15 protein-coding genes are annotated in these 24,642 nt (G+C 74.0%); 10 read left to right on the top strand and 5 right to left on the bottom strand.

Features of this window, described 5'->3' with window-relative positions:
- Window positions 1–117 precede the first annotated feature (117 nt).
- The gene (locus HEP85_RS00850; protein ID WP_369657524.1) at window positions 118–2,748 is read left to right on the top strand and encodes an AAA family ATPase; all 2,631 of its coding nucleotides are present in this window, start codon (window positions 118–120) and stop codon (window positions 2,746–2,748) included.
- A gap of 493 nt (window positions 2,749–3,241) precedes the next feature.
- Here HEP85_RS00850 and HEP85_RS00845 read toward each other — a convergent pair whose 3' ends face one another.
- The gene (locus HEP85_RS00845) at window positions 3,242–3,946 is read right to left on the bottom strand and encodes a LuxR C-terminal-related transcriptional regulator (protein WP_168525222.1); all 705 of its coding nucleotides are present in this window, start codon (window positions 3,944–3,946) and stop codon (window positions 3,242–3,244) included.
- A gap of 610 nt (window positions 3,947–4,556) precedes the next feature.
- Window positions 4,557–7,181: a BTAD domain-containing putative transcriptional regulator gene (locus HEP85_RS00840; RefSeq protein ID WP_369657523.1), complete on the bottom strand. Its 2,625-nt coding sequence runs from the start codon at window positions 7,179–7,181 to the stop codon at window positions 4,557–4,559.
- Window positions 7,182–7,462: 281 nt separating this feature from the next.
- On the opposite strand from HEP85_RS00840, the gene HEP85_RS00835 reads away from it, so the two are divergent.
- Genes HEP85_RS00835 through HEP85_RS00800 form a run of 8 tightly spaced genes read left to right on the top strand, consistent with a single transcriptional unit; the run spans window position 7,463 to window position 18,329 of the window.
- The gene (locus HEP85_RS00835) at window positions 7,463–9,247 is read left to right on the top strand and encodes a fatty acyl-AMP ligase (RefSeq protein WP_248001751.1); all 1,785 of its coding nucleotides are present in this window, start codon (window positions 7,463–7,465) and stop codon (window positions 9,245–9,247) included.
- A 2-nt stretch (window positions 9,248–9,249) separates the two neighbouring features.
- A complete protein-coding gene (locus tag HEP85_RS00830; RefSeq protein WP_248001750.1) occupies window positions 9,250–11,013 on the top strand; it encodes an acyl-CoA dehydrogenase family protein in 1,764 nt (587 codons plus the stop codon).
- A gap of 35 nt (window positions 11,014–11,048) precedes the next feature.
- On the top strand, window positions 11,049–11,330 hold the full coding sequence (locus HEP85_RS00825) for an acyl carrier protein (RefSeq protein ID WP_168525218.1): 282 nt from the start codon (window positions 11,049–11,051) through the stop codon (window positions 11,328–11,330).
- Window positions 11,318–14,272, top strand: a complete 2,955-nt coding sequence (locus HEP85_RS00820) for a type I polyketide synthase (RefSeq protein ID WP_369657522.1) — start codon at window positions 11,318–11,320, stop codon at window positions 14,270–14,272. The genes HEP85_RS00825 and HEP85_RS00820 overlap by 13 nt, the downstream gene beginning before the upstream one ends.
- A complete protein-coding gene (locus HEP85_RS00815) occupies window positions 14,269–15,327 on the top strand; it encodes a 3-oxoacyl-[acyl-carrier-protein] synthase III C-terminal domain-containing protein (protein WP_168525216.1) in 1,059 nt (352 codons plus the stop codon). Before HEP85_RS00820 ends, HEP85_RS00815 begins: the two co-directional genes overlap by 4 nt.
- Complete coding sequence (locus HEP85_RS00810) at window positions 15,324–17,225, top strand: HAD family hydrolase (protein ID WP_168525214.1); 1,902 nt, start codon at window positions 15,324–15,326, stop codon at window positions 17,223–17,225. The genes HEP85_RS00815 and HEP85_RS00810 overlap by 4 nt, the downstream gene beginning before the upstream one ends.
- Window positions 17,215–17,472: an acyl carrier protein gene (locus tag HEP85_RS00805; RefSeq protein WP_168525212.1), complete on the top strand. Its 258-nt coding sequence runs from the start codon at window positions 17,215–17,217 to the stop codon at window positions 17,470–17,472. Before HEP85_RS00810 ends, HEP85_RS00805 begins: the two co-directional genes overlap by 11 nt.
- Window positions 17,469–18,329, top strand: coding sequence for a 4'-phosphopantetheinyl transferase superfamily protein (locus HEP85_RS00800; protein ID WP_168525210.1), 861 nt, complete (start codon window positions 17,469–17,471; stop codon window positions 18,327–18,329). Before HEP85_RS00805 ends, HEP85_RS00800 begins: the two co-directional genes overlap by 4 nt.
- On the opposite strand, the gene HEP85_RS00795 is transcribed toward HEP85_RS00800, so the two are convergent.
- On the bottom strand, window positions 18,309–19,301 hold the full coding sequence (locus tag HEP85_RS00795) for an AfsA-related hotdog domain-containing protein (protein ID WP_365223926.1): 993 nt from the start codon (window positions 19,299–19,301) through the stop codon (window positions 18,309–18,311). The two genes, HEP85_RS00800 and HEP85_RS00795, sit on opposite strands and share 21 nt — an antisense overlap.
- A 127-nt stretch (window positions 19,302–19,428) precedes the next feature.
- Window positions 19,429–20,412, bottom strand: coding sequence for a hypothetical protein (locus HEP85_RS00790; protein ID WP_168525204.1), 984 nt, complete (start codon window positions 20,410–20,412; stop codon window positions 19,429–19,431).
- A 167-nt stretch (window positions 20,413–20,579) separates the two neighbouring features.
- Between HEP85_RS00790 and HEP85_RS00785 the strand changes: the two genes are divergently transcribed.
- A complete protein-coding gene (locus HEP85_RS00785; protein ID WP_168525202.1) occupies window positions 20,580–20,759 on the top strand; it encodes a hypothetical protein in 180 nt (59 codons plus the stop codon).
- A 929-nt stretch (window positions 20,760–21,688) separates the two neighbouring features.
- Here HEP85_RS00785 and HEP85_RS00780 read toward each other — a convergent pair.
- Window positions 21,689–24,061 (bottom strand): LuxR C-terminal-related transcriptional regulator, encoded by a 2,373-nt coding sequence (locus HEP85_RS00780; RefSeq protein ID WP_369657521.1) that lies wholly within the window; start codon window positions 24,059–24,061, stop codon window positions 21,689–21,691.
- Window positions 24,062–24,642 lie beyond the last annotated feature (581 nt).

Raw genomic sequence — 24,642 nt, 5'->3', positions numbered from 1 at the left:
ACGGCATCCCGGTACTTCCTGCCGTGCAGTCACCGGCCATCGCGCCGGACTCGTGTCGGGCATATGCCTTCCTAGACTGCAGGAACGTGGAGGGAATGCGACCGGGAGGGCGGGCCCATGATGCTCCTGCACCGCGACGACGAATGCGCACGACTCGACAAGGCTCTGCGCGCCTGCAGCGACGGCACCGCTCAACTGGTGCTGGTGGAAGGGGCGCCCGGCTGCGGCAAGACACGGTTCCTGCAGTACGCCGCCGACCTCGCCGCCGACCGCGGACTCACCGTGCTGCACGCCGCCGCCGACCCCGGCGCCCGCCGCGAGGACCACGCGCTGCTGCGCCGCCTCGCCGCCTGCCTCACCGGGGACCTGCCCCGGCCGGCCCCCGCACCCGACGAGACAGCCGCCGGCTTCGCCACCCTGCTGCGCGCCGCCTGCGCGAACGGCCCGGTGCTCCTGTGCGTCGACGACCTGCAGCACGCCGACCGCGCCTCCCTCGCCGAACTGCTGCGCCTCACCCACACCCTGCACGAGGCCCCCCTCCTGACGGTGCTCGCCCAGTCCCCGTACCACCGTACGGACGGCTTCGGACTGCACACCGAACTCCTGCGCCACCAGGGCTTCGTCCGTATCCCGCTGGCCCGCCTGGACGCCCGGGGCACCGCCGAACTGGCCCGCTTCTGGGGCACCCCGGTGCCCGCGGACGCCACCGCGTCACTGCACGCGCTCAGCGGCGGCAACCCCCTCCTGATACGGGCCCTGCTGGCCGAGACGGGCACCCCCGCCGGCCGGCCCGAGTGGCCCGAGCCCGAACCCGGCGGCCCCTTCACCGAGGCGTTCGCGACCTGTGTGCAACGCTGCGGCCCCGCCGCCCGCCGGCTGGCCGCCGCCCTCGCCGTCCTGGGCCCCCAGGCCGACGTGCAGCGCGCCGCCCGGCTCGCCCGGCTCGGCACCGACGCCGCCGCCCGCGCGTGCAGCGCCCTGGACGCCGCGGGCCTCGTCACCGGCGCCCGGCTGCGCCATCCCGCGGCCGAGTCCGCGGTGCTGGGCATGCTCTCCTGCGAACAGCGCCGGTCGATGCACCGCAACGCCGCCCGCGTCCTGCACCACGCGCTGGCCGAACCCGCCGTCGTGGCAGGGCAGTTACTCGCCGCCGGGACGGCCACGCACAGCTGGGAGATCCAGGCTCTGCGGGACGCGGCCCGGCAGGAACCGTTCTCGCCCGGCGACCCGGACGGCGCACCGACCTTTCTCCGGCTGGCCCGTTCCGGCTGCCCCGACGAACCCACCCGGCTGCGGATCACCCTGCAACTCGCCGCCCACACCTGGCGCCTGCACCCGGCCGCGGCCCACCACCTCCTCGACGAACCCCAGGCCGCCCTGCGCGCCGGACGACTGCCCTGCGCCGACGCGGGATGGCTGGCCCGGCTGCTGGCGGCCCAGGGCCGCGTCGAGGAGGCCGACGAGGTCCTGGGCCGGGCCGCCGGGGACGTCCGCCCGGCCCGCGACAGCGTGCCCAGCGAACCCCACGCCCAGTGCCCGGTCACCCACGAACGCCCCAGCGCACCGGTCACCCGCGCCGCCACGCTGTGGCTGAGCCCGGGTGCGCGCGAGGACGTACCGGCCGCCGAACGGCTGCTGACCGACACCCCACTGGCCCCGGCCACCTACGAGTCCCTGGCCCGGGCCCTGCGCATCCTGGTCCATCACCGGCCGCAGCGGGCCGTGGCCTGGTGCGGCCGGCTCGCCGAGGAGATCTCCGCCCGCGACGCTCCCGGCTGGCAGGCCGCCTTCGCCACCGCGCACGCCGAGTCCCTGCTGCGGCTCGGCGACCTCGCCGGTGCCCGGCGGGAGGCGACACGTGCCCTCGAGCACCTCGCCGGCCGCGGCGGCCCGTTCCTCCTCGCCCCGCTCGCCCTGCTGGTCCAGGCCCTCACCGAACAGGGCGAGTACGCCACGGCGGCCCTGCACCTGCACCCCACCCTGCCCGGCGAGCCGTACTCCACTGTGCACGCCCTCGCCTTCCTGCGCGCCCGCGGCCGCTACCACCTGGCCACCGGGCGCCCCCAGGCGGCCCTCGAGGAGTTCCTGGAGGCGGGCAGGACCGCGGCCCGCTGGGCGACCGACCAGCCCGAACCGCTGCCCTGGCGCACCGACGCGGCGGAGGCGCTGCTCCTGCTCGGGCGCCCCGGCGAGGCACAGGCCCTGGTCGCCGACCAGCTCGCCCTCCCGGCAGCCGCCGGGGCGCGGGTGCGCGGGGTGACACTGCGGCTCAGCGCGGCCACCGCCGAGCCCCGGCGCCGCGTCGAGCTGCTGGCCGGCGCGGTCGACGAGCTCCGCGACTACGGGGACCGCCTCGAACTCGCCCGCGCCCTGGCCGATCTGGGCAGCGCGCTGCGCCTGAACGGCGAGGGAACCCGGGCGGGGACGATCACCCGGCGGGCCTGGCAACTGGCGGGCGACTGCGGCGCGGTGCCGCTGCGCGAGCGGATACGGCCCGTCGACGGCCCGGAACGTGCCGCGCGTCCCGTCCGCAGCCGGGACACCGCCCGGCTGAGCGGTTCGGAGGAACGGGTGGCGGCCCTCGCCGCCCAGGGGCACACCAACCGGGAGATCGCGGTCAAGCTCTTCGTCAGCCCCAGCACGGTCGAGCGCCACCTCACCTGCGTCTACCGCAAACTCGGCATCGCGCGCCGCCAGGACCTGCCCTCGGACCTGCGCACCCGGACGTTCGAACAGGCCGGTCACTGAAGCGCACCGCACGGGCCCGGTGACGGCACACCCACCACGCTCCTCGCGCGCGGCGGAAGACCTTGTGCCGAGCGGGACATCCCGGCCCGCGAAGCCCCTGCCGGGCCGCGAAGCCCCTGCCGGGCCGCACTCCTGGCGGGCACACTCCTGGCGGGCACACTCCTGCCGGGCACACTCCTAGGGGGGCGGCAGTCCCTCACGGCCGAACTCCTCCGTGGCACCGCGCGGTTCGCGGTGCCTGCCGCAGTACCCCGGCCCACCTCGCACGAGGGACCCGGGACGGGGCGGGAGGTCCGTACGGGGGCGGACCGGGCTCATCCTGGGACAGGAGATCCTCGGCGGTCCGCCGCACGCCGTGTCCGGTGCGGGCCGCCTCCACCACGATGCCGCTTCCGGGGGTGCGATGTTCCCGGGTCCCTGGCCGGTGACGGCCAGGGACCCGGCGGGAGCATCCAGCTCGGGGGGCAGGCTGGACCAGGCCGGTTCGGCCGCTCTACTTGACGAACTCCGGGGGCACACGCGGGGGCCAGTGACCCACCGTCAGCATGCCCAGGGAGTGGGCACGGGCGACGAGGGCGGCCCGGTTGGGAGCCTTGAGCTTCCGCAGCATGAGCCCGACGTGGTACTCGACGCCCTGTCGGCTGAGGTAGAGGCGCGCGGCGAGCTGCACGGTGGAGGCGCCGGCGGCGACACCCTCCAGGACCTGCGCGTCGAGCTTGCTCAGCAGCCGCTCCGGGGCGTGCACGGCCGGCTCCTCGGCGGCCGTGGCCTCCTGGTCGGGCCGGACTTGGACAACGATGCCAGCGAGCCCACCTGTGGTGTCGTGGACCGCGATTCCGGTGATCCCGGCGGAGAACACACGGCCCGAGTCACCGAGGCCGACCATCCGCTCGTCGAAGCGGTTGCACCGCCCCTCCGACAGACGTGTGAAGTGCCGGTCCAGATAGGACGGGGAACTCGGGTGGAGCAGCTCGTACAGGCTGCGGCCGCAGGTGTCGGCCGAGGTACGTCCGAACCGGCGGGAGAAGTCGGGCTCGGCCGCGACGATGCGCCGTTCGGGATTGAGGTGGGCGGTGTAGGTGCGTCGGCCGGCCGCCGACACCGAACGGGCGGCGTAGGTGTACCGGTGTCCGGCCGAGGGGTGCGAGGTGGTCGACCGGTCGTTGGTGAGCGGGACATCCGTGATGCTGGTGGTCATGACGAGATACCGGCTTTCTGTATCCAAGTGCGGGACAACGCATGCCTCGTTGCACGGCCGGCTTTCACACAACGCCGGGCGATCGCCGGGAATCCGTGCGCGGCGGTTGGGGCGGGGGATCCTGTCTGCGCCGCCGCCGACGTGCTCGTGATCCCCTCGGCGTGCGGGCAGCCGTTCCGCGATCCCCGTGAGCTCCGCGATCTCCTCGATCGGCTGGATCTCTTCGTTTCCTCCTGAACGGGATGTGACCTGTCCTACTGCACCACCGGCCGCTTGCGGCTGTGTTGTGTGCGGCATGGGGGATCTCTGTGGCAGCCCTGCGGGGCCCTTGGGGGAGCGCGGACGCAGGCCCGGAAGGCCGGTTCTGTGCGCTCGGCGCAGGGGGCGTCGGACGCCGCGTCCGGGGTTCTGCCGGCGGCCCGCACGGTCAGCCGTACGAAGGGCCCGCCGCTCCGACGCATCATCCGGGCACGCTGAAGCCCCGCGAAACGACGCATGCCCACTTCATGTGGAGAGCCGCTGCTCCTGACCGGCAAGAATCAAACGATCAGGTTCGACTGCGGTGCGGCTTCCGAGTCGGACGTGAAGGTGACCCTGAGCTGACAGCCGCTCAGTTGGCGCAGGGTGCCAGGCGCCACACCCCGGGCCGTATCTCCGACCAGCCCGCGGGCCGGTGGCCCTGGCCCTGCACCCGGTCGAGCCACCGTTGCGCGTAGGACTCCAGGCGCGGGTCGCGCAGGGTCGTCGCCAGGCCCAGGCAGTCGGCGAAGTGCGCCTCGGCCGTGTCCGCCCCGACGTTCTCCAGGGCCAGCAGGCCCAGCACCCGGTGTGCCTCGTAGCGGCCCCGGGGGTCGTCGGCCACCGCGTCGAGCGCGGGGGACAGCAGCGCCGCGGCCTCCTCCAGCCCGCCCGCGTCCAACTGCAGGTCGGCCAGGCCGACCAGGGCCCGGCCGCGTTCGGTGGCCGCCGCCGCCGCGTCGGCCGTCAGCAGCGCCCGCTCGTAGAACTCGCCGGCCGCCGTGAGCTGCCGCCGCTGCCAGGCCAGGTCGCCCAGCGACCGCAGCAGCCGGGCCTCGGCGGCGAGGTCCTCCTGCTGGCGTGCCGCCTCCAGCGCCAGGGCGTGACAGGCCTCCCAGGTGTCCCAGGCCGCCCGGGCCTCCAGGAAGCCGGTCATGGCGTCGGCGAGTTCCACCGTCTGCGCCCACAGGCCGGCCGCGTGACACCGGCGTACGACGTCCACCAGCCCGTCCTGCCGCCGGCTGAACAGCTCCAGCGGATGTATCCCGCACCGTTCGGCGTGGCCGTCGGCCTCGCGCAGCTGCCCGGTGAACTCCCGCGCCAGTCTGGCGGTGGCCGCCCGCGCCTCCGCGGCCGGGCTCTCCGAGGCCAGGCACTCCAGGGCCAGCAGCCGCCACAGCGGATGCATCCGGTGGTGCGTGCCGTGCTCCGGGCCGCCCGCCACCCGGCGCAGCAGCTGGGCCTTGACCAGAGAGTCCAGCAGCTCACCGGTCTTGGCCACGTCCTCCCCGAGGACCGCGGCGGCGGTCCGGGTGTCGAAGGGGCCCACGGGCACGAGCCCCAGCAGACGGAAGGCGCGCCGCAGTACCGGCTCCGTCTCCTCGTAGCAGGAGCGCAGCCGGTCGTGGAAGCCCGGCGCCGCGGCGCTCAGTTCCGCCAGCCGCCGCTGTTCACCGCGCAGCCGGGCGGCCAGCATCTCCGGGCCCCAGTTGGGGCGGGAGGCCAGCCGTGCCGCCGCCGCCCGCAGTGCCAGCGGCAGCCCCTCGCACAGTGCGGCGATCTCGCGGACCGGTGTCTCGCCGCCGTGCTGCGGGATCAGGCGGCCGGCCGCCGCGGTGAACAGCCGGCGGGCCTCGTCCTGGGGGAGCACGTCCAGTTCCAGCACCCGGTCGGTCAGTCCCTCCGGCACCCGCCGGCACGTGATCAGCGCCGTGCTGCCCGCCGTGGCCGGCAGCAACGCCCGTATGTGGTCGGGGGATTCGGCGCCGTCCAGGATCAGCAGGATCCGCCGGTCCTCGGTCAGCCGGTCCAGGACGCGGCGCAGCCCGGCCACGCCGGCGGGCAGCGGTCCCTCCACCCCGAGCCGCTGCAGCAGACGGGTCAGCAGGTCCGCCGGGTCGGCCTGCCGCGGACCGCCCACCTCGAGGAAGACCCGGCCGTCGGGGAAGAGGTCGCCCAGCTCGTGGCCGGCGGCGACGGCGAGCGCGGTCTTGCCGATGCCGGCCGCCCCGGCGACCGCCGCACAGCCGCCGGCCGGGATGTCGCGCAACAGGGCGCCCAGCCGGTCCAGTTCGTCGGAGCGGCCGACGAACACCGGGTCGCGCGGGGGCAGCCGGTTCGCTGTCCGGCCGGGCAGCGGGACCTGCCCGGGACGGCCCGTGTCCGGTGTCGTCTCGGGCCCGCTGTCCTGCGGCGCGCTCTCCTCGGACGTGCGGGGGAGCGGGGCGGGGTGCAGCAGTTCCGTGTCGCCCGACAGGATCCGCTGGTGGAGCAGCTGGAGCGGCTGCCCCGGCTCGATGGCCAGTTCCGCGACGAGGGTCTGGCGCAGCTGCGCGAAGATCCGTAACGCCTCCGCCTGCCGCCCGGCCCGGTACAGGGCCGTCATCAGCAGCATGTGGAACTCCTCGCGCATCGGCATCTCGGCCACGGCGGAGTGGAGTTCACCGATCAGCCGCTGATGGTGACCGAGCCGCAGCTCGGCACGCATGCGCTGCTCCAGGGCGGCGGCCCGGACCTCGGCCAGCCGCACCGCGGTCCGGGCCAGCAGCGCGCCGTGCGGGGTGTCGGAGGCCAGCGGGGCACGCCACAGCTGCAGCGCACGGCGCTGCAGATCCGCGGCGGCGGCGTGGTCGCCGCGCAGCAGCGCCTTCTGGCCGTTGTGGTGCAGTTCCTCGAACACCGTCAGATCGAGCTGCGCGGGATCCAGGTGCAGCGCGTACCCGGGCGGGCGGGTGACCAACGCGTCCCGGCCGTACTCCGGGTCGGCGGTGTGCAGCAGCTTGCGCAGCTGCGAGACGTAGACCTGAAGGGTGGTCGTCGCGGTGCGCGGCGGGTGCTCGCCCCACAGCTCGTCGATGAGACTGTCCACCGAGACGATCTCGTTGGCCCTGACCAGCAGGGTCGCGAGCACCGCACGGATCTTGGCAGCCCGGGGCCGGACCGGTTCGGCCGCCGCGGACGAGGTGATCTCCAAAGGACCCAGAATCCGAAAACGCATGCTCCCACCCTCTTCTCCGTCGCATCGGCCGGCGGGACCGGACGGCCGACGCGCGCCGGAGCCGCTCGTCGCCCGCTCGCTCCGCGGAACCCCGACGACAGACCGTGCTGCCCCAATGTAGGCGTCGGCCACACCCCAAATTCGGACAGGCGTACCCCTGAATTCTGTGAAGGGGCGGTGCATCGCAAGCGGCGCTTTAGCCCGCGATCTCACGATGAGCATGCTCGGCGGCAGAGGGGCGTCCTGTGCCCCGCTTCGTATGCGCCATGAGGGGGCTGACGTTGACCGCTGCATTCACCACCTTCACCCAGCTGATGCGGGAACGGGTCGCCGCGCTCGGCGACGCGGACGCCCAGGTGTTCCTGCGGGACGTCAGCGAAGCCGAACACCTCACCTACTCCACTCTCGACCGCCGCGCCCGCGCCCTGGCGGTACGGCTGCACGAACTCGGCTCCCAGGGCCGGCCCGTGCTGCTCCTGTACCCACCCGGCCCGGAATTCCTCGTCGCGTTCGTGGGATGCCTGTACGCCGGCGCGATCGCCGTGCCCGCCCCGCTGCCCGGCGACCGGGGCGAGCGGCTGCAGCGGGTCTCCGGCATCCTCCGGGACACCGCGGCCACGCTGGTGCTGACCGACTCCGAGCACGCGGCGGACACCTCCCTGTGGCTGGCCGTGACCGGCCGAGGAGAAACGGTTTGCCTCGCCACCGACCTCGACGACACCACGGCCGCCGACGCCTGGCACGCCCCCCGCGTCGGCCCCGACGACATCGCCTTCCTGCAGTACACCTCCGGCTCGACCAGCAAACCGCGCGGCGTCATGGTCAGCCACCGCAACCTGATGGCCAACCAGGAGGCGCTGCAGCACCTCATGGGCACCACCGCCGACGACCGCTTCGCCAACTGGCTGCCGCACTACCACGACATGGGCCTCATCGCCCATGTGCTGCACCCCCTGTGGCTGGGCACCCAGAGCGTCCAGCTGTCCCCGGTCTCCTTCATCAAACGGCCCGTCGCCTGGCTGCGCGCGATCGGCGAGTACGGCCTGACCGTGAGCGGCGGCCCGAACTTCTGCTACGACCTGTGCACCCGCCGCGTCACCGACGCCCACCTCGCCGAACTCGACCTCTCCAGCTGGCGCCTGGCCCTGTGCGGCGCCGAACCCGTACGGGCCCAGACCCTCGACGCCTTCGCCCGCCGCTTCGCCTCGGCCGGCCTGCGCGCCGCGAGTCTCTACCCCGGCTACGGGCTCGCCGAGGCCACCCTGGTGGTCTCCGGCGGCCGGCCGAACGTCCCGGCCCGCCGGCTGAGCGTGGACGCGGCCGCCCTGGAAAGGGACGAACTGCGTGCCCCGGCCGAGGGCGCGGCCGCCCGCACCCTGGTCGGCTCGGGACAGGCGCACGACTTCGACCTGCGGGTCGTCGACCCGCTGGCGGACGTGGAACTGCCCCCCGGGCGGGTCGGGGAGATCTGGCTGCGCGGCGACAGCGTCGCCCAGGGCTACTGGCGCCAGCCACTGGAGACCGACGAGACCTTCCACGCCACCCTCCAGGACACCCCCGGCGCCTTCCTGCGCACCGGTGACCTGGGCGCCGTGGACGACGGCGAGCTCTACATCACCGGGCGTTTGAAGGAAGTCATCATCCTCAACGGGCGCAACATCTACCCTCAGGACGTGGAGTGGGCGATCCGGGAGACCGGCCCCGCCCTCGCGGCCGGCCACGGCGCGGTGTTCACCGTCGGAGCGGACCGGGAGCAGCTCGTAGTGATCCACGAGGCACGCCTTCCCCGTGCGGACACCGACCGCCTGCGGGAGCTGGCCTGCGGTATCCAGACACTCGTCGGACAGGACTTCGACGTCCCCGCCGGCAACGTCGTCCTCGTCCGCCCCGGCACCGTGCGCCGCACCACCAGCGGCAAGATCCAGCGCACTCTGATGCGCTCCCTGTTCCTGCGCGGCGAGATCACCCCGCTCCACGACGTCCTCGACCCCGCCGTGCGCGCCCTGATCACACCGCCCGCGGTGCCCAGCGCCGAGAGCGCCCCCACCATGGTCCGGAGCAGCTAGTGGTGACCTCCGCGCTGCTGACCCAGCCGCCGCTGCACGAGGGCCTGCCCCCGAGCGAGGCCCCGGCCCGCGTCGCCCGGCTGGAAGCGCTGCTGGGCGACCCCGCCGACCCGGCCAACCCGGCCGGCTACCGGGCACTGCTGCACGCCGACCGGCGGGCCGCGCTGTCCGCCGACGCCGAGGGGCTGCTCGACGACTTCGGCATGAGCCGCGAGTTCGTGCCGACGGAACTGGGCGGCCGGTTCGACTCCGCCGAAACCCTGCTGCGGGTGATGCGCGCGGTCTTCCGCCGCGACGTCGCCCTCGGGGCCGGCTACGGCATGACCACCTTCATGGCCGCCTCCGACGTGTGGATGCAGGGCAGCGCCGACCAGCGGACCTGGCTGGCGGGCCTGCTGCTGTCGGGCTCCAAGGCGGCCATCGCCCAGCACGAGACCGCCCACACCAACGACTTCGTGCGCAGCGGGGTGCGCGCCGAGGCGCACGCCGACGGCCTGTCGGTCACCGGCGTCAAACCGGTCATCAACAACCTGCACCGCGCCGACGCCCTGGTGCTGTTCTGCCGCACCGAACCGCAGCCGGGCACCACCGGCGCCCACTCGGTGCTGCTGCTCGATCCGCACACCCTGCCCCCCGACCGCTACCGGGTCACCCGCCGTCCCGCCACCCTCGGCCTGCGCGGCTGTTTCTTCGCCGGAGTGGAACTCGACGCCTGCGCCGTCCCCCGCGACAGCCTGCTGGGCCCCCTGGGCGGCGGAGTGGTGACCGCCCTGCGCTCCTTCCAGGTCAGCCGCACCCTCATGGCCTCCATGGTGTCCGCGGCGGTGGACACCGGCCTGCGCACCGCCGTCCTGGTCGACCGCAGCCAACGGCCCGGCCGCACCGGCCTGGACCCCACCGACCCGCAGCACACGGCGGGCACCCTCGCCGGGGCCTTCGTCAACCTGCTGCTCTACGACTGCATGGCCGTGGTGGCCACCCGGGCGCTGCACCTGCTGCCCGCCGAGACCAGCATCTACTCGGCCGCGGTCAAACTGCTGCTGCCCCAGGTGCTCAGCGACACCATGTACGACCTGGCGACGGTGCTCGGCTCGCAGATCTACACCCGCGAGGGCACCGTCGGCATCTTCCAGAAACACATCCGCGACGTGCCGGTGGTCAGCCTCGGACACGCCGGCACGGCCGCCTGCCAGGCGACGATCATCCCGCAACTGCGGTCCCTCGCCGAGAAGTCCTGGTTCACCGGCGCCGAGGCACCCGCGACCCTGTTCCGCCCCGGTGCTCCGCTGCCGCCCTTCGACTACGGTCAACTGTCGCTGGCCTGCGGCCGCGACAGCGTCAGCGCCTCCCTGCTGGCCACCGCCGCGTCCGTGCCCGGCTCCACCGCCGTCGAGCGCACGCTGCGCAACCTGGCCGGCCAGCTGAGCGCCGAACTGCACGAACTGCGCAGCCGGGTACTGGCGCTGCCGCCCCCCGACGCCGCCCACCCGGTGGGCCCGGCCTGGTTCGCCCTGACCGACCGCTACGTGCTGGTGCTCGCCGCCGCCTGTGTCCTGGGCGTGTGGCACCACAACCGCGGCGGCCCCGACCCCTTCCTGGCCGACCCGGCGTGGGCCGCCGCCGCCCTGCACCGCATCGCCCGGCGGCTGGGCATCCCCGCCGCCGACCTGCCCGCCGAGTGCACCGCCCGGGTCCACCGGGAAGTCCTGGCCCGCTACGGCGACCGGCGCGGCTTCGACCTGCACAACACACCGATTCCGGGCTGAGCACGGGCCCGTACCAGGACAAGGAGCCTTCAGGGATGACTCCCTCCCCGCCGTGGCACACCGAGGCCCCGCTCCACCAGTGGCTGATCACGCACCTGGCGGTCTACCTGGACCGGCTGCCCGAGAACATCGAGGTGACGGTGCCCCTGGCCGAGTACGGCATGGACTCGGTGTGCGCGCTCAGCCTGTGCGGCGACATCGAGGACGACTTCGGCATCGTCGTCGAACCCTCACTCGTCTGGGACCATCCGACGGTGGCCCACCTGACGGCCCATCTGACCTCGCGCGGCGCGGACCCCGACCGGTGGCAACGGTGAACGCCGTCGCCGTGGTCGGACTGGACTGCGTCTTCCCCGCGGCCCACGGCGTCGAGGCCTACTGGGACCTGCTGATGCGCGGCGGCGACGCGATCGGCCCGCTGCCCGAGGACCGCCGCGGACCCGGCTTCGACGACACCGTCCAGGGCGGCTTCGTCGACACCGTCACCACCTTCGACAACGACTTCTTCACCATCGCGCCCCGCGAGGCGGCCGCCATGGACCCGCAGCAGCGGCTCCTGCTGCAGTGCGCCTGGCGGGCCCTGGAGGACTCGGGCCGCGCCCCCTCCGCACTGGCCGGCAGCGACGCCGGTGTCTTCGTCGGGGTGATGGGCAGCGAGTGGGCCCAACTGCACATGGGCGACTACGCGCGAATCACCCCGCAACTGGGCGCCGGCAGCAGCGCGGGCATGACGGCCAACCGGATCTCCTACCACCTCGACCTCAAGGGCCCCAGCCTCGCGGTGGACACCGCCTGCTCCTCGTCCCTGGTCGCCGTGCACCTCGCCGTCAACTCACTGCTGTCCGGCGAGTGTTCCACCGTGCTCGCGGCCGGCGTCAACATCGTGCTCACCCCCGCGCTCGGCATGGTCTACCAGCAGATGGGGCTGAAGGCGCCGGACGGACGCTGCAAACCGTTCAGCATGGACTCCGACGGTATCGGCCGCAGCGACGGCGTCGGCGTGGTGGTACTGCGCCGGCTCCAGGACGCGCTCGACGACCACCAGCGCGTCTACGCCGTCATCCGCGGCACCGCCGTCAACCAGGACGGCCGCAGCAACGGCGTCAGCGCACCCAGCCGCTGGTCCCAGCAGGCCGTGGTGGCCGCGGCCTACCGCAGGGCCGGCGTCGACGCGGACCAGGTCCGCTTCGTCGAGGCACACGGCACCGGCACCGCACTCGGCGACATCATCGAGTGCGCGGCCCTCGGCGAGGTCCACGCGGTGCCCCGCGACGAACCGTGCGCGATCGGCTCGGTCAAGGGCAACATCGGCCACACCGAAGGCGCCGCCGGCATCGCCGGCCTGATCAAGACCGCCCTCGCCCTGCACCACCGCATCGTGCCCGCCAGCCGCTTCGCCACCCGCGAGAACCCCCAACTGCGGCTCGCCGAGCGGGGACTGAGCCTGCTCAAGGCCCCCCTGCGGCTGCCGGCCGAGGAAGTGGTCGCCGGAGTCAGCAGCTTCGGCATGGGCGGCACCAACGCGCACGCCGTCCTGGCCTCCGCACCCCGGATGCCGGTCACCGCCGTGCGCGGGCCGGCCACCGCCGGCGCGTTCACGCTCTCCGCCGACACCCCCGAGGCACTGCGCCGCAACCTCACCGCCCAGGCCGAAGCGCTGGCCCGGCGCCCGCGCGGCGACGCCGCCTCGGTGTGCTGGACCAGCAACCAGGTCAAGACCGGCCTGCCCTACCGGGCCGTGTTCACCGCACGCGACACGGCCGAACTCGCCGACACCCTGCGCACGGCCGCCGCCGACGAACACACCCTGGCCCGCGTCACCGACCGCGCCCTGCGCCCGCCCGCCCTCGCCTTCCTCTACCCCGGACAGGGCTGCCAGGAGCCCGGCATGACGGCCGCCCTCTACCGCGAATCCGTCCTCTACCGGCGCCACCTGGACGACGCCGACGACGCGCTGCGCCCCCACACCGGTGACTCCGTACGCGATCTGATCCTCGCCGACGACCCCGCGATCCACCACGCCCGATGGGCCCAGCCCGCCCTGTTCGCGGTCGCCCACGCCCTCACCAAGACCCTGGCCGAGCTGGGCGTGGTGCCCGACGCCGTCCTCGGCCACGGCACCGGCGAACTCGCCGCCGCCGTGGCCGCCGGAATGCTCACCCTGCCGGACGCCGCACGCCTGGTCGCCGCCCACGCCACCGCGGCACACGACCTGCCCGACGGCGGCATGCTGAGCGTGCGCGCCACCCCGCAGGAGACCGCCGGCATCCTCGCCGCCCACCCCGGCCTGTTCCTGGCCGCCGTGGACGGCCCGCACGACACCGTCCTGTCGGGCACCGCCGACGTACTGCGACAGGCCGCCGCGGACCTGGCCGCACACGGGCTGAACACCCGCCGCCTCCCCGTCCCGCACGCCGCCCAGGGCTCGGCGGACACCGCCCTGGCGGCCCGGATCGCCGCCCTGGCCGGCCCGGTCACGGCCACCCCGGCCCGCATCGCCCTGGCCTCGGCCCGCCACGGCCGGATGCTGCGCGACGAGATCCCGGACACCGCGTACTGGGCGGACCTGGCCGTGCAACCGGTCCGGTTCGCCGACGCACTGTCCGCCCTGATGACCGAGGCCGCCCCGACCTGCCTCGTCGAACTCGGCCCCGCCGCACACCTGTTGAGCCTGGCCAGGCAAGGCGACCTGCCCACCGGCATCCGGCTGCTGCACCCCGCCCCCGGCCGGGCCGCCACCTTCACCGACCTGGCCGAGACCGTGGGCGGCCTGTACCTGAGCGGCGTCGAACCGTGCTGGGACGCCCTGTACGAGCTTACCCACCGCCGCACCGAACGCCTCGCCCCCTACGTCTTCTCCGGCGCACACCGCTTCGGACAGACCGCCGCGGCCCCGCCCGCCGCCCAGCCCGCCGCACCGGACACCACCGCGCGCCAGGAGAGCACCGGCGGGAGCCGCCCGCCGCACCGCGGCGGCCCCGACACCCCGGCGGACCGGCCCGACCCCGCCCTGAGCGCGGTCATCGAAGCCGTCGTCGAGGTCGGCGCCTACGCACGCGAACAGGTCAACGCCGAGGCCCGCCTGTACGAGGACCTCGGCTTCGACTCGGTGATGATCATGCAGTTGAAGAACCGGATCGAACAGCAACTCCCGCAGGGCGCCGACATCACCGTGCCGCAACTGCTGCCCGCGCTGAAGTCCGTGGGCGCCCTCGCCGCCTTCGTACGCGAGCTGACCAGCACGGGGGGCACGGTATGACAGCACGCACCGCACTCATGCACATCGCCGGCACGGGCAGCGCGCTGCCCGCCGAACCCGTCGACAACGCGGCACTGAGCCGCGCCTTCGGGATCAGCGAGGAGTGGATCGACCTCTTCGTGGGCACCGGCACCCGCCACTTCGGCTGGGACCTGGCGACCGGAAAGGTCACCCACACCCTCGGCGACCTGTGCGCCGAATCCGCGGCCCGGGCGCTGGCCGCAGCCGGACTGGCCGCCGCGGACCTGGACTTCCTGGTGCTGTCCACCGCCACCCCCGACACCCTGCTGCCCACCACCGCCAACGAGACCGCGGACCGGCTGGGCCTCAACCACCTGCCCACCTACCAGATCCAGGCCGGCTGCTCGGGCGCCGTCCAGGCCCTCGACGTGGCCCGCGCCCTGCTGGCCGGCGGCCACCGCACCGGCCTCGTCGTCTCCGGCGACGTCACCGCCCGCTTCCTCGAAGCCGGACGGGACGCGTCCACCCTGGCCCGCCAGGAACTCGTCAACTACGTCCTGTTCGGCGACGGAGCCGCGGCCGCGGTGGTCACCGCGCGGCCGCACGGCGACGCCCTCGCCGTGCACGGCCTGCTGCACCGCTTCGCGGGACGCGGACGCCCGCCGGGACAGATCGTCGGCTGGCACGGGATCACCGAACCCGACCCGGACCGGCAGATGCTCTTCGAGGACTACAAGACCATCGAGGAAGAGGTACCCGCCCTCGCCGGCGAGATCGTGTGGGAACTGCTCAGCACGGCGGGCTGGACCCCGCAGCAGATCGACGCCGTCCTGCCGCCCCAGCTGTCGGGGCACATGACCGACCGGATCGTCGCCGGCCTCGGCCTGCCGCCCGGCTGCCGTGAGGTCTCCTGCGTACGCGACACCGGCAACACCGGCAACGCCCTGCCCCTGCTCCAGCTCGACCGGCTCATGGACCGGCTGGCCCCGGGCGAACGCGCCCTGTCCGTGGTCGTCGAGTCCAGCAAATGGGTCAAGGCGGGGCTGGCGCTGGAACGGCCCGCCGACCCCGGGGAAGAAGGGCACACCCGATGACCACCGCCCTCGACGAACTGCGCACCCTGCACCGCACCGGCCGGCTGGCCGCGGCCTACCCCGACGTGGCCCCGCTGCTGACCGGCGTCACGGACGCCGCCGACCGCACCGAGGAACAGACCGCCGACGAACTGACCCGCTGCGGAAGCCTGCTGACCCGGCTGAACCCCGACGACGTCCTCGCCCACCACCCGCACACCCCCGTCCTCACCGTGGCCGTCACCGGGCACTCCACCACCGCCCAGCTCACCGACCCGCTGACCGCCGAACTCGCCCGGCACGGCCTGCTCGGCCGCCTCGTCACCGGCGACCACGGGGCCTACCTGCGCGACCTCACCGACGAACACGGCGAACTGCGCCGCCACCGACCGGAACTGACGGTGTGCGTGCTCGGCGCCGACGCCGTCCTGGAACAACTCCCGCCGCCGTGGACCGTCGACGACGCCGAACAGGCCTGCGCCCGGCTCCTGGACCAGCTGCGCGACGTCGCCGACGCGCACACCGCACACGGCACCGGAGTCCTGGTCCTCAACACCCTTCCGCTGCCCCGCGACGCCACCCACCAGATCATCGACCAGCGACAGCGCGCCCTGCTCGGCGCGGTGTGGCGGGAGTTCAACGCCCGCCTGCTGCGGCTGACCGCCGGACACCCCGCCCTGGCCGTCGTCGACCTCGACCCGCTCGTCGCCGCCACCGGACCGGCCACCGACGCCCGGCTGGCCCTCTACACCCGAAGCGCCTTCAGCGCCGCCGTCTTCGCCGCACTGGCCCGCGAAGCCGTGCACGTGCTGCGCGCCCGGCGCGGCATGACGAAGAAGTGCCTGGTGCTCGACCTCGACCACACCCTGTGGGACGGCGTACTGGCGGAGGACGGACCGGACGGCATCACCTGCGGGCCCACCCCCCAGGGCGAGCCCTACGCCGCGCTCCAAAGAGTCGTCAAACAGCTCGCCGCCCAGGGCGTGCTGCTCGCCGTCAGCAGCAAGAACGACCCCGGCCCGGTCCAGGACGTCCTCGCCCACCACCCCGAGATGACGCTGCGCGCGGAGGACTTCGTCAGCGTGCAGGCCGGCTGGGACCCCAAGGACACCGCCCTGCGCACCATCGCCGGCCAGCTGGGCATCGCGACCGACGCCCTGGTGTTCGCCGACGACAATCCCGCCGAACGCGCCCTGATCCGCCACCGCCTGCCGGACACCCCCGTCGTCCCGCTGGGCACCGAACCGGCCTGGCACATCACCCGGCTGCTGGCCGACGGCTGGTTCGACACCCCCCACGTGACCGACGAGGACCGCGGCCGCACCGAGCAGTACCGGGACGCGGCCGCCCGCGCCCGGATGCGCGGCACGACCGGCTCGCACGAGGAGTACCTGCGCGAACTCGGCATCGTCGTCCGCATCTCCCCGCCCCGCCCCCACGAACTGCTCCGGGTCTCCCAACTCTCCCTGCGCACCAACCAGTTCAACCTCACCGGCGAACGCCTCCCGCCGGAGCGCATCCTCACCGAAGGCCGCCGCCCGCTGACGGTGCGCGTGAGCGACCGGTACGGCGACAGCGGCCTGGTGGGCGCGCTCTTCACCCGGCAGACCGCGGACGGCCTGACCATCGACAACATGCTGCTCAGCTGCCGGGTACTGGCCCGGGGCATCGAGGACGGCTGCCTCGCCGCGGTGCTCGCGCACGCCCGTGACCTGGGCCTGCCCGCGGTCCGCGCCCGCTACCGCGCCACCCGTGGCAACGGCCGGGCGAGCGGCTTCTACCCCTCACTCGGCTTCGTGCCCGACACTCCCGGCGACAGCCCGGAGACACTCTTCCGGCACGATCTGAAGGACATCCCCGCCCCGCCCGGTCACCTGACCGTGGAGGCCGACTTCGAAGGAGACGCCGATGAGTCGTGACAGCACGGCCGACCTCGCCGGCTTCCTCGAAGCGGTGCGCGACGGCCTGGGCCTGGACCTGACCGAGGAACAGGCCGCCGCGGACTTCGACCTGCTGCCCGACTGGGACTCGGTGCACCTGCTGCGCCTGCTGATGCTCCTGGAACGCGAGACGGGCCGCAGCGTCCCGGTCGGCCGCCTGCTCAAGGCGCGCAGCGTGCGCGAGATCCACTCACTGGTCACCACCGAAGGGAGGGACACCCGATGAACGCCGTAGGCGGGGGCCTGATCGGTGTGACAGCGGAGGACAGCGACTGGGCCGCGGTCCGCGAGGACCTGCGGCGCTACGGCACGGCGGTGGTCCACGGCCGGCTCGCCGACTGGCGCCCGCGAGCACCGGACGGTCCCGCTCTGCGCGCCGTGCTGGGCCGGGACTGGTCGCGCTACCGCGACATCGGACACCCGGACATCCAGAGCCGGTACGCGGCTTCACGGCGGCTGCTCAAACACGCGGCCGCGGCCGCCCTGCGGGCCGAGGCGATCGACCTGGAACTGGCCTACGGGCCGACCGGACGGCCGTACCTGCGCGGCTGCGACCAGATCGACATCAGCCTCAGCCACACCGACGACCTCCTGCTGGTCGGCCTGACCAGCAGCGGCCTGATCGGAGTGGACGCGGAACGCGCCGACCGCAGCATCTACGCCCGGGGCCTGGCCCGGCTCATCTGCACACCCGACGAGCAGCGGATGCTGTCGGGCCTGCCGGAGCCGGAACGCAATCCGAGCCTGGTGCGGCTGTGGACGCTCAAGGAGGCCTACAGCAAGGCGATCGGCCAGGGCATGCAGTTCCGCTTCAACGAGTTCGGCTTCGGCCCGCAGAGCCGCCCCGTCCAGCTGAACCGGCCCGACGGTACGCCGGGAGCGGGCGACGAGTGGACACTGCGGACCCTCGTCCTCAACAGCGGCGGCACCGAGTTCGTCGTGAGCATCGCGGTCTACGACGCCGGCATGGGCCGCACCCTGGACACGGAGATCACCACGATGCTCGACGCCGAGGCCGTCGCGGCCATCCAGGAGGCGCTGGACGCCGAACAGGAGGACTGGTCACAGATCCTCGACGACTGACACCGCCGCCTCCGTCACCGCCCTCCCCGCCTGGGTCAGGGCGAGCGTCATCGCGACCAGCGGCCGCCCCAGCGCGTCCTGCCCGGCCGACTGCGCCACGGCGACACACCGCAGCGGCAGATCGGGCTCCGCGTGGCCCCGGAAGTGCGTGTGCATGGCCACGGGCGCACAGTGCCGCGGATCCAGGCCATGGAGCCGGTGGGCGGTCAACAGCGCCGTCTGCCGCAGCACTTCGAGCAGCAGCGCGGACGAGGGCACCTGGTCCGGCCGGGCCGCGCCGGCCCGCCAGGTGTGCGGCGCGAGCACCGCCGCGGACAGCCGCTGACCGTTGATCGTCACCGGGGACCGCAGCAGGACGTTGGCGGCGCTGGCGCGCCCCACGTCCGCGGGAGCGGGGCCCGGCGACGTGTCGATGGTGTCCTCGTGACCGGGATGCTGCTGCCCGGCCGTCGCGAGGACGGTGTGACGGGAGTGCTCACGGTGGCTGCGGTGCGCCATCGGGGCGAGGAAGAGCAGATTGGCCGAACCGGTGCCCGCCGCGACCCCGTCGATCTCCAGGCGCGCGTCGAACTCCAGGGCCCGCGGGACTCCGGAGATCACCTTGTCGGGCCGCACCCGCATGGTCGTCGTCAGCGTGCCGGGGCCGGAATGACGGCGCCAGGCACTGACCTCGCCCATCTCCAGGCCGAACCGGTAGAAGATCGGCACCCGGTCCGCCGCGACCCCGAAGTGGGCCTGACCGATACCCCCGCTGACCTGGCGGACCATCGCCATGGCCGCCTGCAGATCGTGGAAACGGTCGTGCCCGTCGTTGAACAGCGGGTGAGAGGTGGGAAGTTCACCGGTCAGGACGAACTCCTGGGACCGGTCGTCGGGGCTGTCGGGCGTCTGGGGGCCGAAGCACTGCGGCCGGTGCACCAGATGGCGGCTGCCGTGTCCGTACCCCGGCGGCGCGGACCGGGAAGTCTCCAACGCCTCACTCTCCTCGGCGGTGTCCTGGCTCGATGTGACTGGTCGTACCAGCCTGCCGGGGCGCGGGGCAGGAAGGCCACTTGCGTCCGGTGACAGGTTGTGGCCTGGCATGCAGTGCCGGACCGGTTCACTGGAGGTCCGGCAGCCCCGTCAGCGCGATGTGCACCCCGGCCTGGAAACGGCTGTTGGCGTCGACACTCAGCATGATCTGGGAGATGTACCGGCGGCAGGTGCGCACCGACATGCCCAGCCGGCGGGCCACGAGCTCGTCCTTGTAGCCCTGCGCCATGAGCCTGATGATCGACCGCTTCAGGTCGTCGGTGATCTCGCTGCCGTCCTCGGCCCCGGGGACGAACTGGGTGGCCCCGGACCACAGATGCTCGTAGACCCGGCAGATGAAGGCCACCAGGGTCGGCTCGCGCACCACCACCGCGCCGGGCGCCCGGCCGCCCACGTGCTGCTCGGGAAGGAAGGCCACCTCCCGGTCGTAGATGACGATCCGGTCGATCAGCTCGTCGGTGGTGCGCACCTCGGCCCCGTGCTCGGTGATCGCCCGCACGTAGGAGGCGGTGGCGAGGTCGCTGCGCGCGGTGTGCTGGTAGAGGTGGCGTATCTGCACCCCGCGTCTGAGCCGCTCCAGGGTCCTGGGCCGGGCGTTGGCCAGGAGGCTGGAGGGGCGGGCACCGCCGGGCTGGGCGCTGAGCATCTCGGTGCGGCAGCGCTCGCCCTGCTCGTCCAGCACGGCCTGCAGCGCGTTGATGTCGCTGATCACGTCGAAGGCCTCGGCCTGGTTGCGCTGCTGGCGGCTCTCGAAGTACGTCGCGCGCAGCGCGCCCATCTGGTCACGGATCTCGGTGACCTCCCGCTGCAGGTCCCGTATGCGGCCCTCGGCCGGTCCCACGAGGTCGGCCACCGCCGTGTCGGGGCTCACCGGCACCAGCAGTTCCGGTTCGCCGGGCAGCGGACGCAGCAGGCTGAGCGCCGTCAGACGCTCCTCGACTTGTGCCACCTTTTCCAGGGAGACGCCGAGGGCGGTCGCCATCTCCTCGCGGACAAAGCGGCCCAGCAGGACCGCATTGCGGTACGCCTTCGCTTCTGCGTCATCCAGCATGGCGAAAGCGCCTGCAGGGAGAGAGCTTTCAGGCACTGGAGGCTCGCATTCCCGCGCGACGGAACTTCTTGTCAGGCAACTTTACGACATCAGGAATGGGTTGGGCGGAGAACCCCGGTCGGCGAGTCTTGCTGCTGCAAGGCCAACTGTCGAACGTGGGGGTAGCTATGAGCAAGCTTGTACTGCGAATCACGACCGCCGGACTTCTGGCCACCGCCGGATTCATCGGCGCGCTCGGGGCCAACATTACGGTTCCCGCCATTGCGCACGGCCAGGTGGCCGTCTCGTCGCCCTTCCCGGCGCATTCCGTGCACGCCGCGCCGCTCGGGGACGACCAGTGGGGCTGATGGATCAGCTGTGACGCGGGCGGGCCGGTGCTTCCCGGACCGCCCGTCGGCATGTCCGTAAAGCGGGCTTTGCTCATGTTTCACCCCGACGGGCCGGCCCCGACCAGCCGGCCCGTCGAGCCGGCCCCCGGGAGCGCACGCCGCGGCCCGCGGTGGGCCGTGCCGAGGCCTCTCGGCCCCGCCGCGGGGGCGGGCCCGGTGACGTGCCGGTACGCGCCGCGACGAGGCTCGCTCCGGCGTGCGGCGCGGCCCCGGCCCCGCTCCCGCCGGACGGCCCGGGGACTGTTGGACACCTCGGCGAATTCCGGCTGTCACACATGACGTGCGCGACTCGGGGCATGCGGCCCTGGACGACGTAAGGCCTGTTCGGTGGCCCGGACGGCGCCCGCGGGGCGCCCGCCGGGAACCGCCCGGCGCGGGAGCCGGCCGGGCCCCGGCGGCCTGGCCGGATCCCGGGGCCCGACACGCCCGGCCGGCGACCCGCGGGGCCCGGCGGCCGGGCCCCGCGGGCCGCCGCCGGACGCTGCCCGACACTCTGCCCGTAAGGCTCTGGACGAGGCGCCCGCTCCTGTGCATGGCGGCGGCCTGCGGGCCTGGTGGAGAGGTGCGTACCGGGCGGTCGGTCGGTCTGTGGCGGCGGTGTGCGGGCAAGGTGGTCCCGTGTTCCCGATACGGCCGTCATCGGCGCGGCCGGCGGGATCCTCCCGGACCCGCTCCCGCCCGTCACCGGCCCGCCCGATCCTCCGGCGCCGGTCCGGACCTGCGCGTTGTCCTTGGCGGCGGCGTCCTGGAGCCGGGTCGGCGGGCACCTTTGTGGCCGCAAAGGTGCCCGTAGCGGGCGTACCGGGTCCGTTTGTCCGCGGTTTTGCCGGGGGCACCGGCCACCGGCAGAACCGCCTCCGCGGGCGGACCCCCGTGCCACCGTCCGTTCACCCGGAGCCGGGCGGGTGCCCTCCGGGTGAGGGTGAACGGACGGTGGCCGGCCTCCGCGGAGTGGGCCCGCATTCCTCCCCGGGGGCCGGGAATTCGGACACCGGAAAAGAGAGGAGGAAGACGACCTGCGCCCGTGATTTCACCCCGAGTTTTTTGAATATGCGCCCGAGGTGGGTTTCCACGGTCTTGACGCTGATGTTCATGCGGGCCGCGATCTGTTTATTCGTGAGACCCGGGCCTATAAGCATCGCGATTTCTCTCTCGCGGGTACTGAGCGGAATTCCGAAATATTTCTCCGGATGATGCCAAGGACCCTCTTCGATGAATTCGAGGAGATCCTGTGCGGCGACTGACGAATCATATGCGGTGAGCCGGTCGAATTCCGTGGCGGCGAAACGGGCGTGAGTGGCGGCGGCGGTCAGGTCCCCGGAATCCAGGCAGGCCCGTGCCAGCCCCAGCGCGAAGGAGCCGAGTAAATGCCCCTGCCCGTGGTGCAGGGCGAGGTCGAAACCGAGCTGGAAACACCGCCGGGCCCGTCGGCCGTCGCCGTCCGCCACGGCCTCGCCCAGCCAGCGCCACGCCTCCACGACCGGCGCCGCCCCCTCCCGGCCGAGCCCGGACAGCAGCGGTCCGGCCTCCCCGGCCGCCTCCCGGGCCGCCTCGGCCGCCCCCCGCGCCGCGTGCGCGGCGGCGAGCAGCGCCAGCGCATGGCTGTGCGCGGCCACGTCGCTCTGCGGCGCGCAGCGCACCGCGCGGCGGGCGGCGCCGAGCGCGGCCGCCCGTGCCAGCTGCCCCGACTCCAGCAGCAGCGCGGCCAGTTCGGCCTGCGCCGCCGGGACGGCGGCACGGTCCTCGGCGGACACCGCCCGCAGCACACGTCTCGCCTGCGCGCGGGCCCCCAGCAGCCGCAGCGCCCGGGCCCGCCACACCGCGGCCTCGGTCCACACGGCGGTCCCGGTCCGCTCCGCGGCGCCGGCGGGGGGCCGTCCCGCCTCCTGGCGGGGCCACCGCCGCGCGTACTCGGTCAGTGCCTGCGCCGGCCGCCCGCACAGCACCAGGGCCTGGCACCGCAGCAGCCACGCGCCGGGCGGGGCGCCGGGACGTTCCGCCGCCCGGCGGGCGGCCCGCTCGGCGCGGGCCGGCTGGGTGAAGACCGTGGTGCGCGCGTACTTCTCCAGGAGGTCCGCCTCCGCGGCCGTGGGCGGCGCGGTGGTCTCCAGCAGCGCGGGGACCGCCGCGCCGGTGTCCTCGCCCATGGCCGGCGCGGCGAGCGCCCGCTCCCGGGCCGCACGCCGCTGCGCGGCCCCCGCGGCCTGGTGCAACAGGGCCCGGGCCGCGGGACGGCGGAAGCGGAACCACCCCGCCCGGCGGTCCGGTCCGACGATGCCCTCGCTGTGCAGTTCGTCCATCGCGCGCAGGGCTTCCGCGACGGACAGCGGGGCGGTGTGCGCCACCGTCTCCACGGTGAAGGGGTCACCCGTAGCGGCGGCCGAGGCTGCGGCGCGCCGGGCGAGCGGGGACAGCGCGCCCAGATCCAGCGCCTGGACGGACGGTGCCAACGGGGAGGGGCCGCAGGCCAGTTCGAGGCTGCTGTGGGGGACACCCCCGGTATCGGGCGGCTCGCCGTCGGACAGTGCCCGCAGCAGCCCCGGCACCCCGGCCGCGTCCCGCAGGATCAGCTCCCGGTGCAGCGGGGCGAGCCCGGCGGGCAGCAGCGCGGCGGCCGCCGCGCGCGGCAGCGGCCGCAGCGGGATGTGGCGTACGGCGCCGTCCGGGTGGGCGAGCGAGGCCAGCCGGCCGGCGCCCTGCCCGCTGCCGCGGTGGACGAGCACCGTGAGCACGGGGGCGTCCGGCGGGCGGCGCAGCAGGTGTTCGGCGAACTCGGCCACCTCCCGCCCCGCGCGGTGCGCGTCGTCCAGCACCAGCAGGAGCCCGCGCCGGCCCGCCAGTTGCTCCAGCACGGCACGAACCGCCCGGGCGACCGCGTGGACGTCGACGTCGCGCGGGCTTCCCGTGAAGGTGCCGCCCAGGGCGGGGAAGACCTGGGCCAGCACGCGCAGGCGGGCCGGCCCCAGCCGTTCCAGGGCGGCGGGATCCGCCGAGGCGAGCTGGTCGTCGAGCGCGTCCACCAGGGCGTGGAAGGGGCGGCCGGTCCCGTCCCGGGCGGCCCGGCCGCACGCCACGGCCCACTCCCGGTGTGCCGCGGCCCGGGCCAGACGGAGCGCCAGCCGGGTCTTGCCGACCCACGGTTCGCCGCTCAGCCGCACGAACCCGGACGCCGCGCGCGCGTGATCCAACTCCTCCATCAGAAGGGCCAGTTCGTGTGCGCGGACACCCTGCCCGGGCTCACCGCCCTGCCCGTGCGGCACGGGGCCTCCCTCGTCGCTGCGGCTGACGGGCAGGCTGGCGCATCGTCAGGCGCGTTCCAAGAGGTTGCTGCTGGCCGGTGCCTGCATGGCAGGAAGTGCAGGTGGGGGTGGGTGCGGGCTGGGGCGGTGTCGGGGAATTCCCCGACAGGTGGCCAAGCGGCCGAATGCGCGGTGCAGCGACAAGAAGAGAGGAAAGCGGTCGGAAATTGACGTTCGCGTTGCAGGATTCAACCGTCTTTCGAGTGGGTCTCCAGCGAGTCTCAAGTTTGCGTGGCCCTTCGCTGGATATGCCCGAACCAGACTTTCCCGCATGGAGGTTGGGGCTCACGAGGCGGCCCGCGACAACGGCGGAGCCCCGCGGGGACCAATCACCGGCCGGTGTCCGGCCCGTGGCGCCGGTGGCCGGACACGTTCTCGCTCATTTGACGTCCGTCAGGAGAAGCGGCGGCGGCCCGTGGCGCGTGCGCCGTATTCGGTCGGGTTATGCCTGCGGGCCCGCTGTGACCGCCGACTTCACAACCCCGCCGGGACCGCCGCGTCCACCGCGCCCCGGCGACACCTTCACGTCACCTTCACCCTTC

Origin of the sequence: Streptomyces sp. RPA4-2 (assembly GCF_012273515.2) — a bacterium.
Lineage (GTDB): Bacteria > Actinomycetota > Actinomycetes > Streptomycetales > Streptomycetaceae > Streptomyces > Streptomyces kaempferi.
This window is presented reverse-complemented; position numbering and strand designations above follow the sequence as displayed.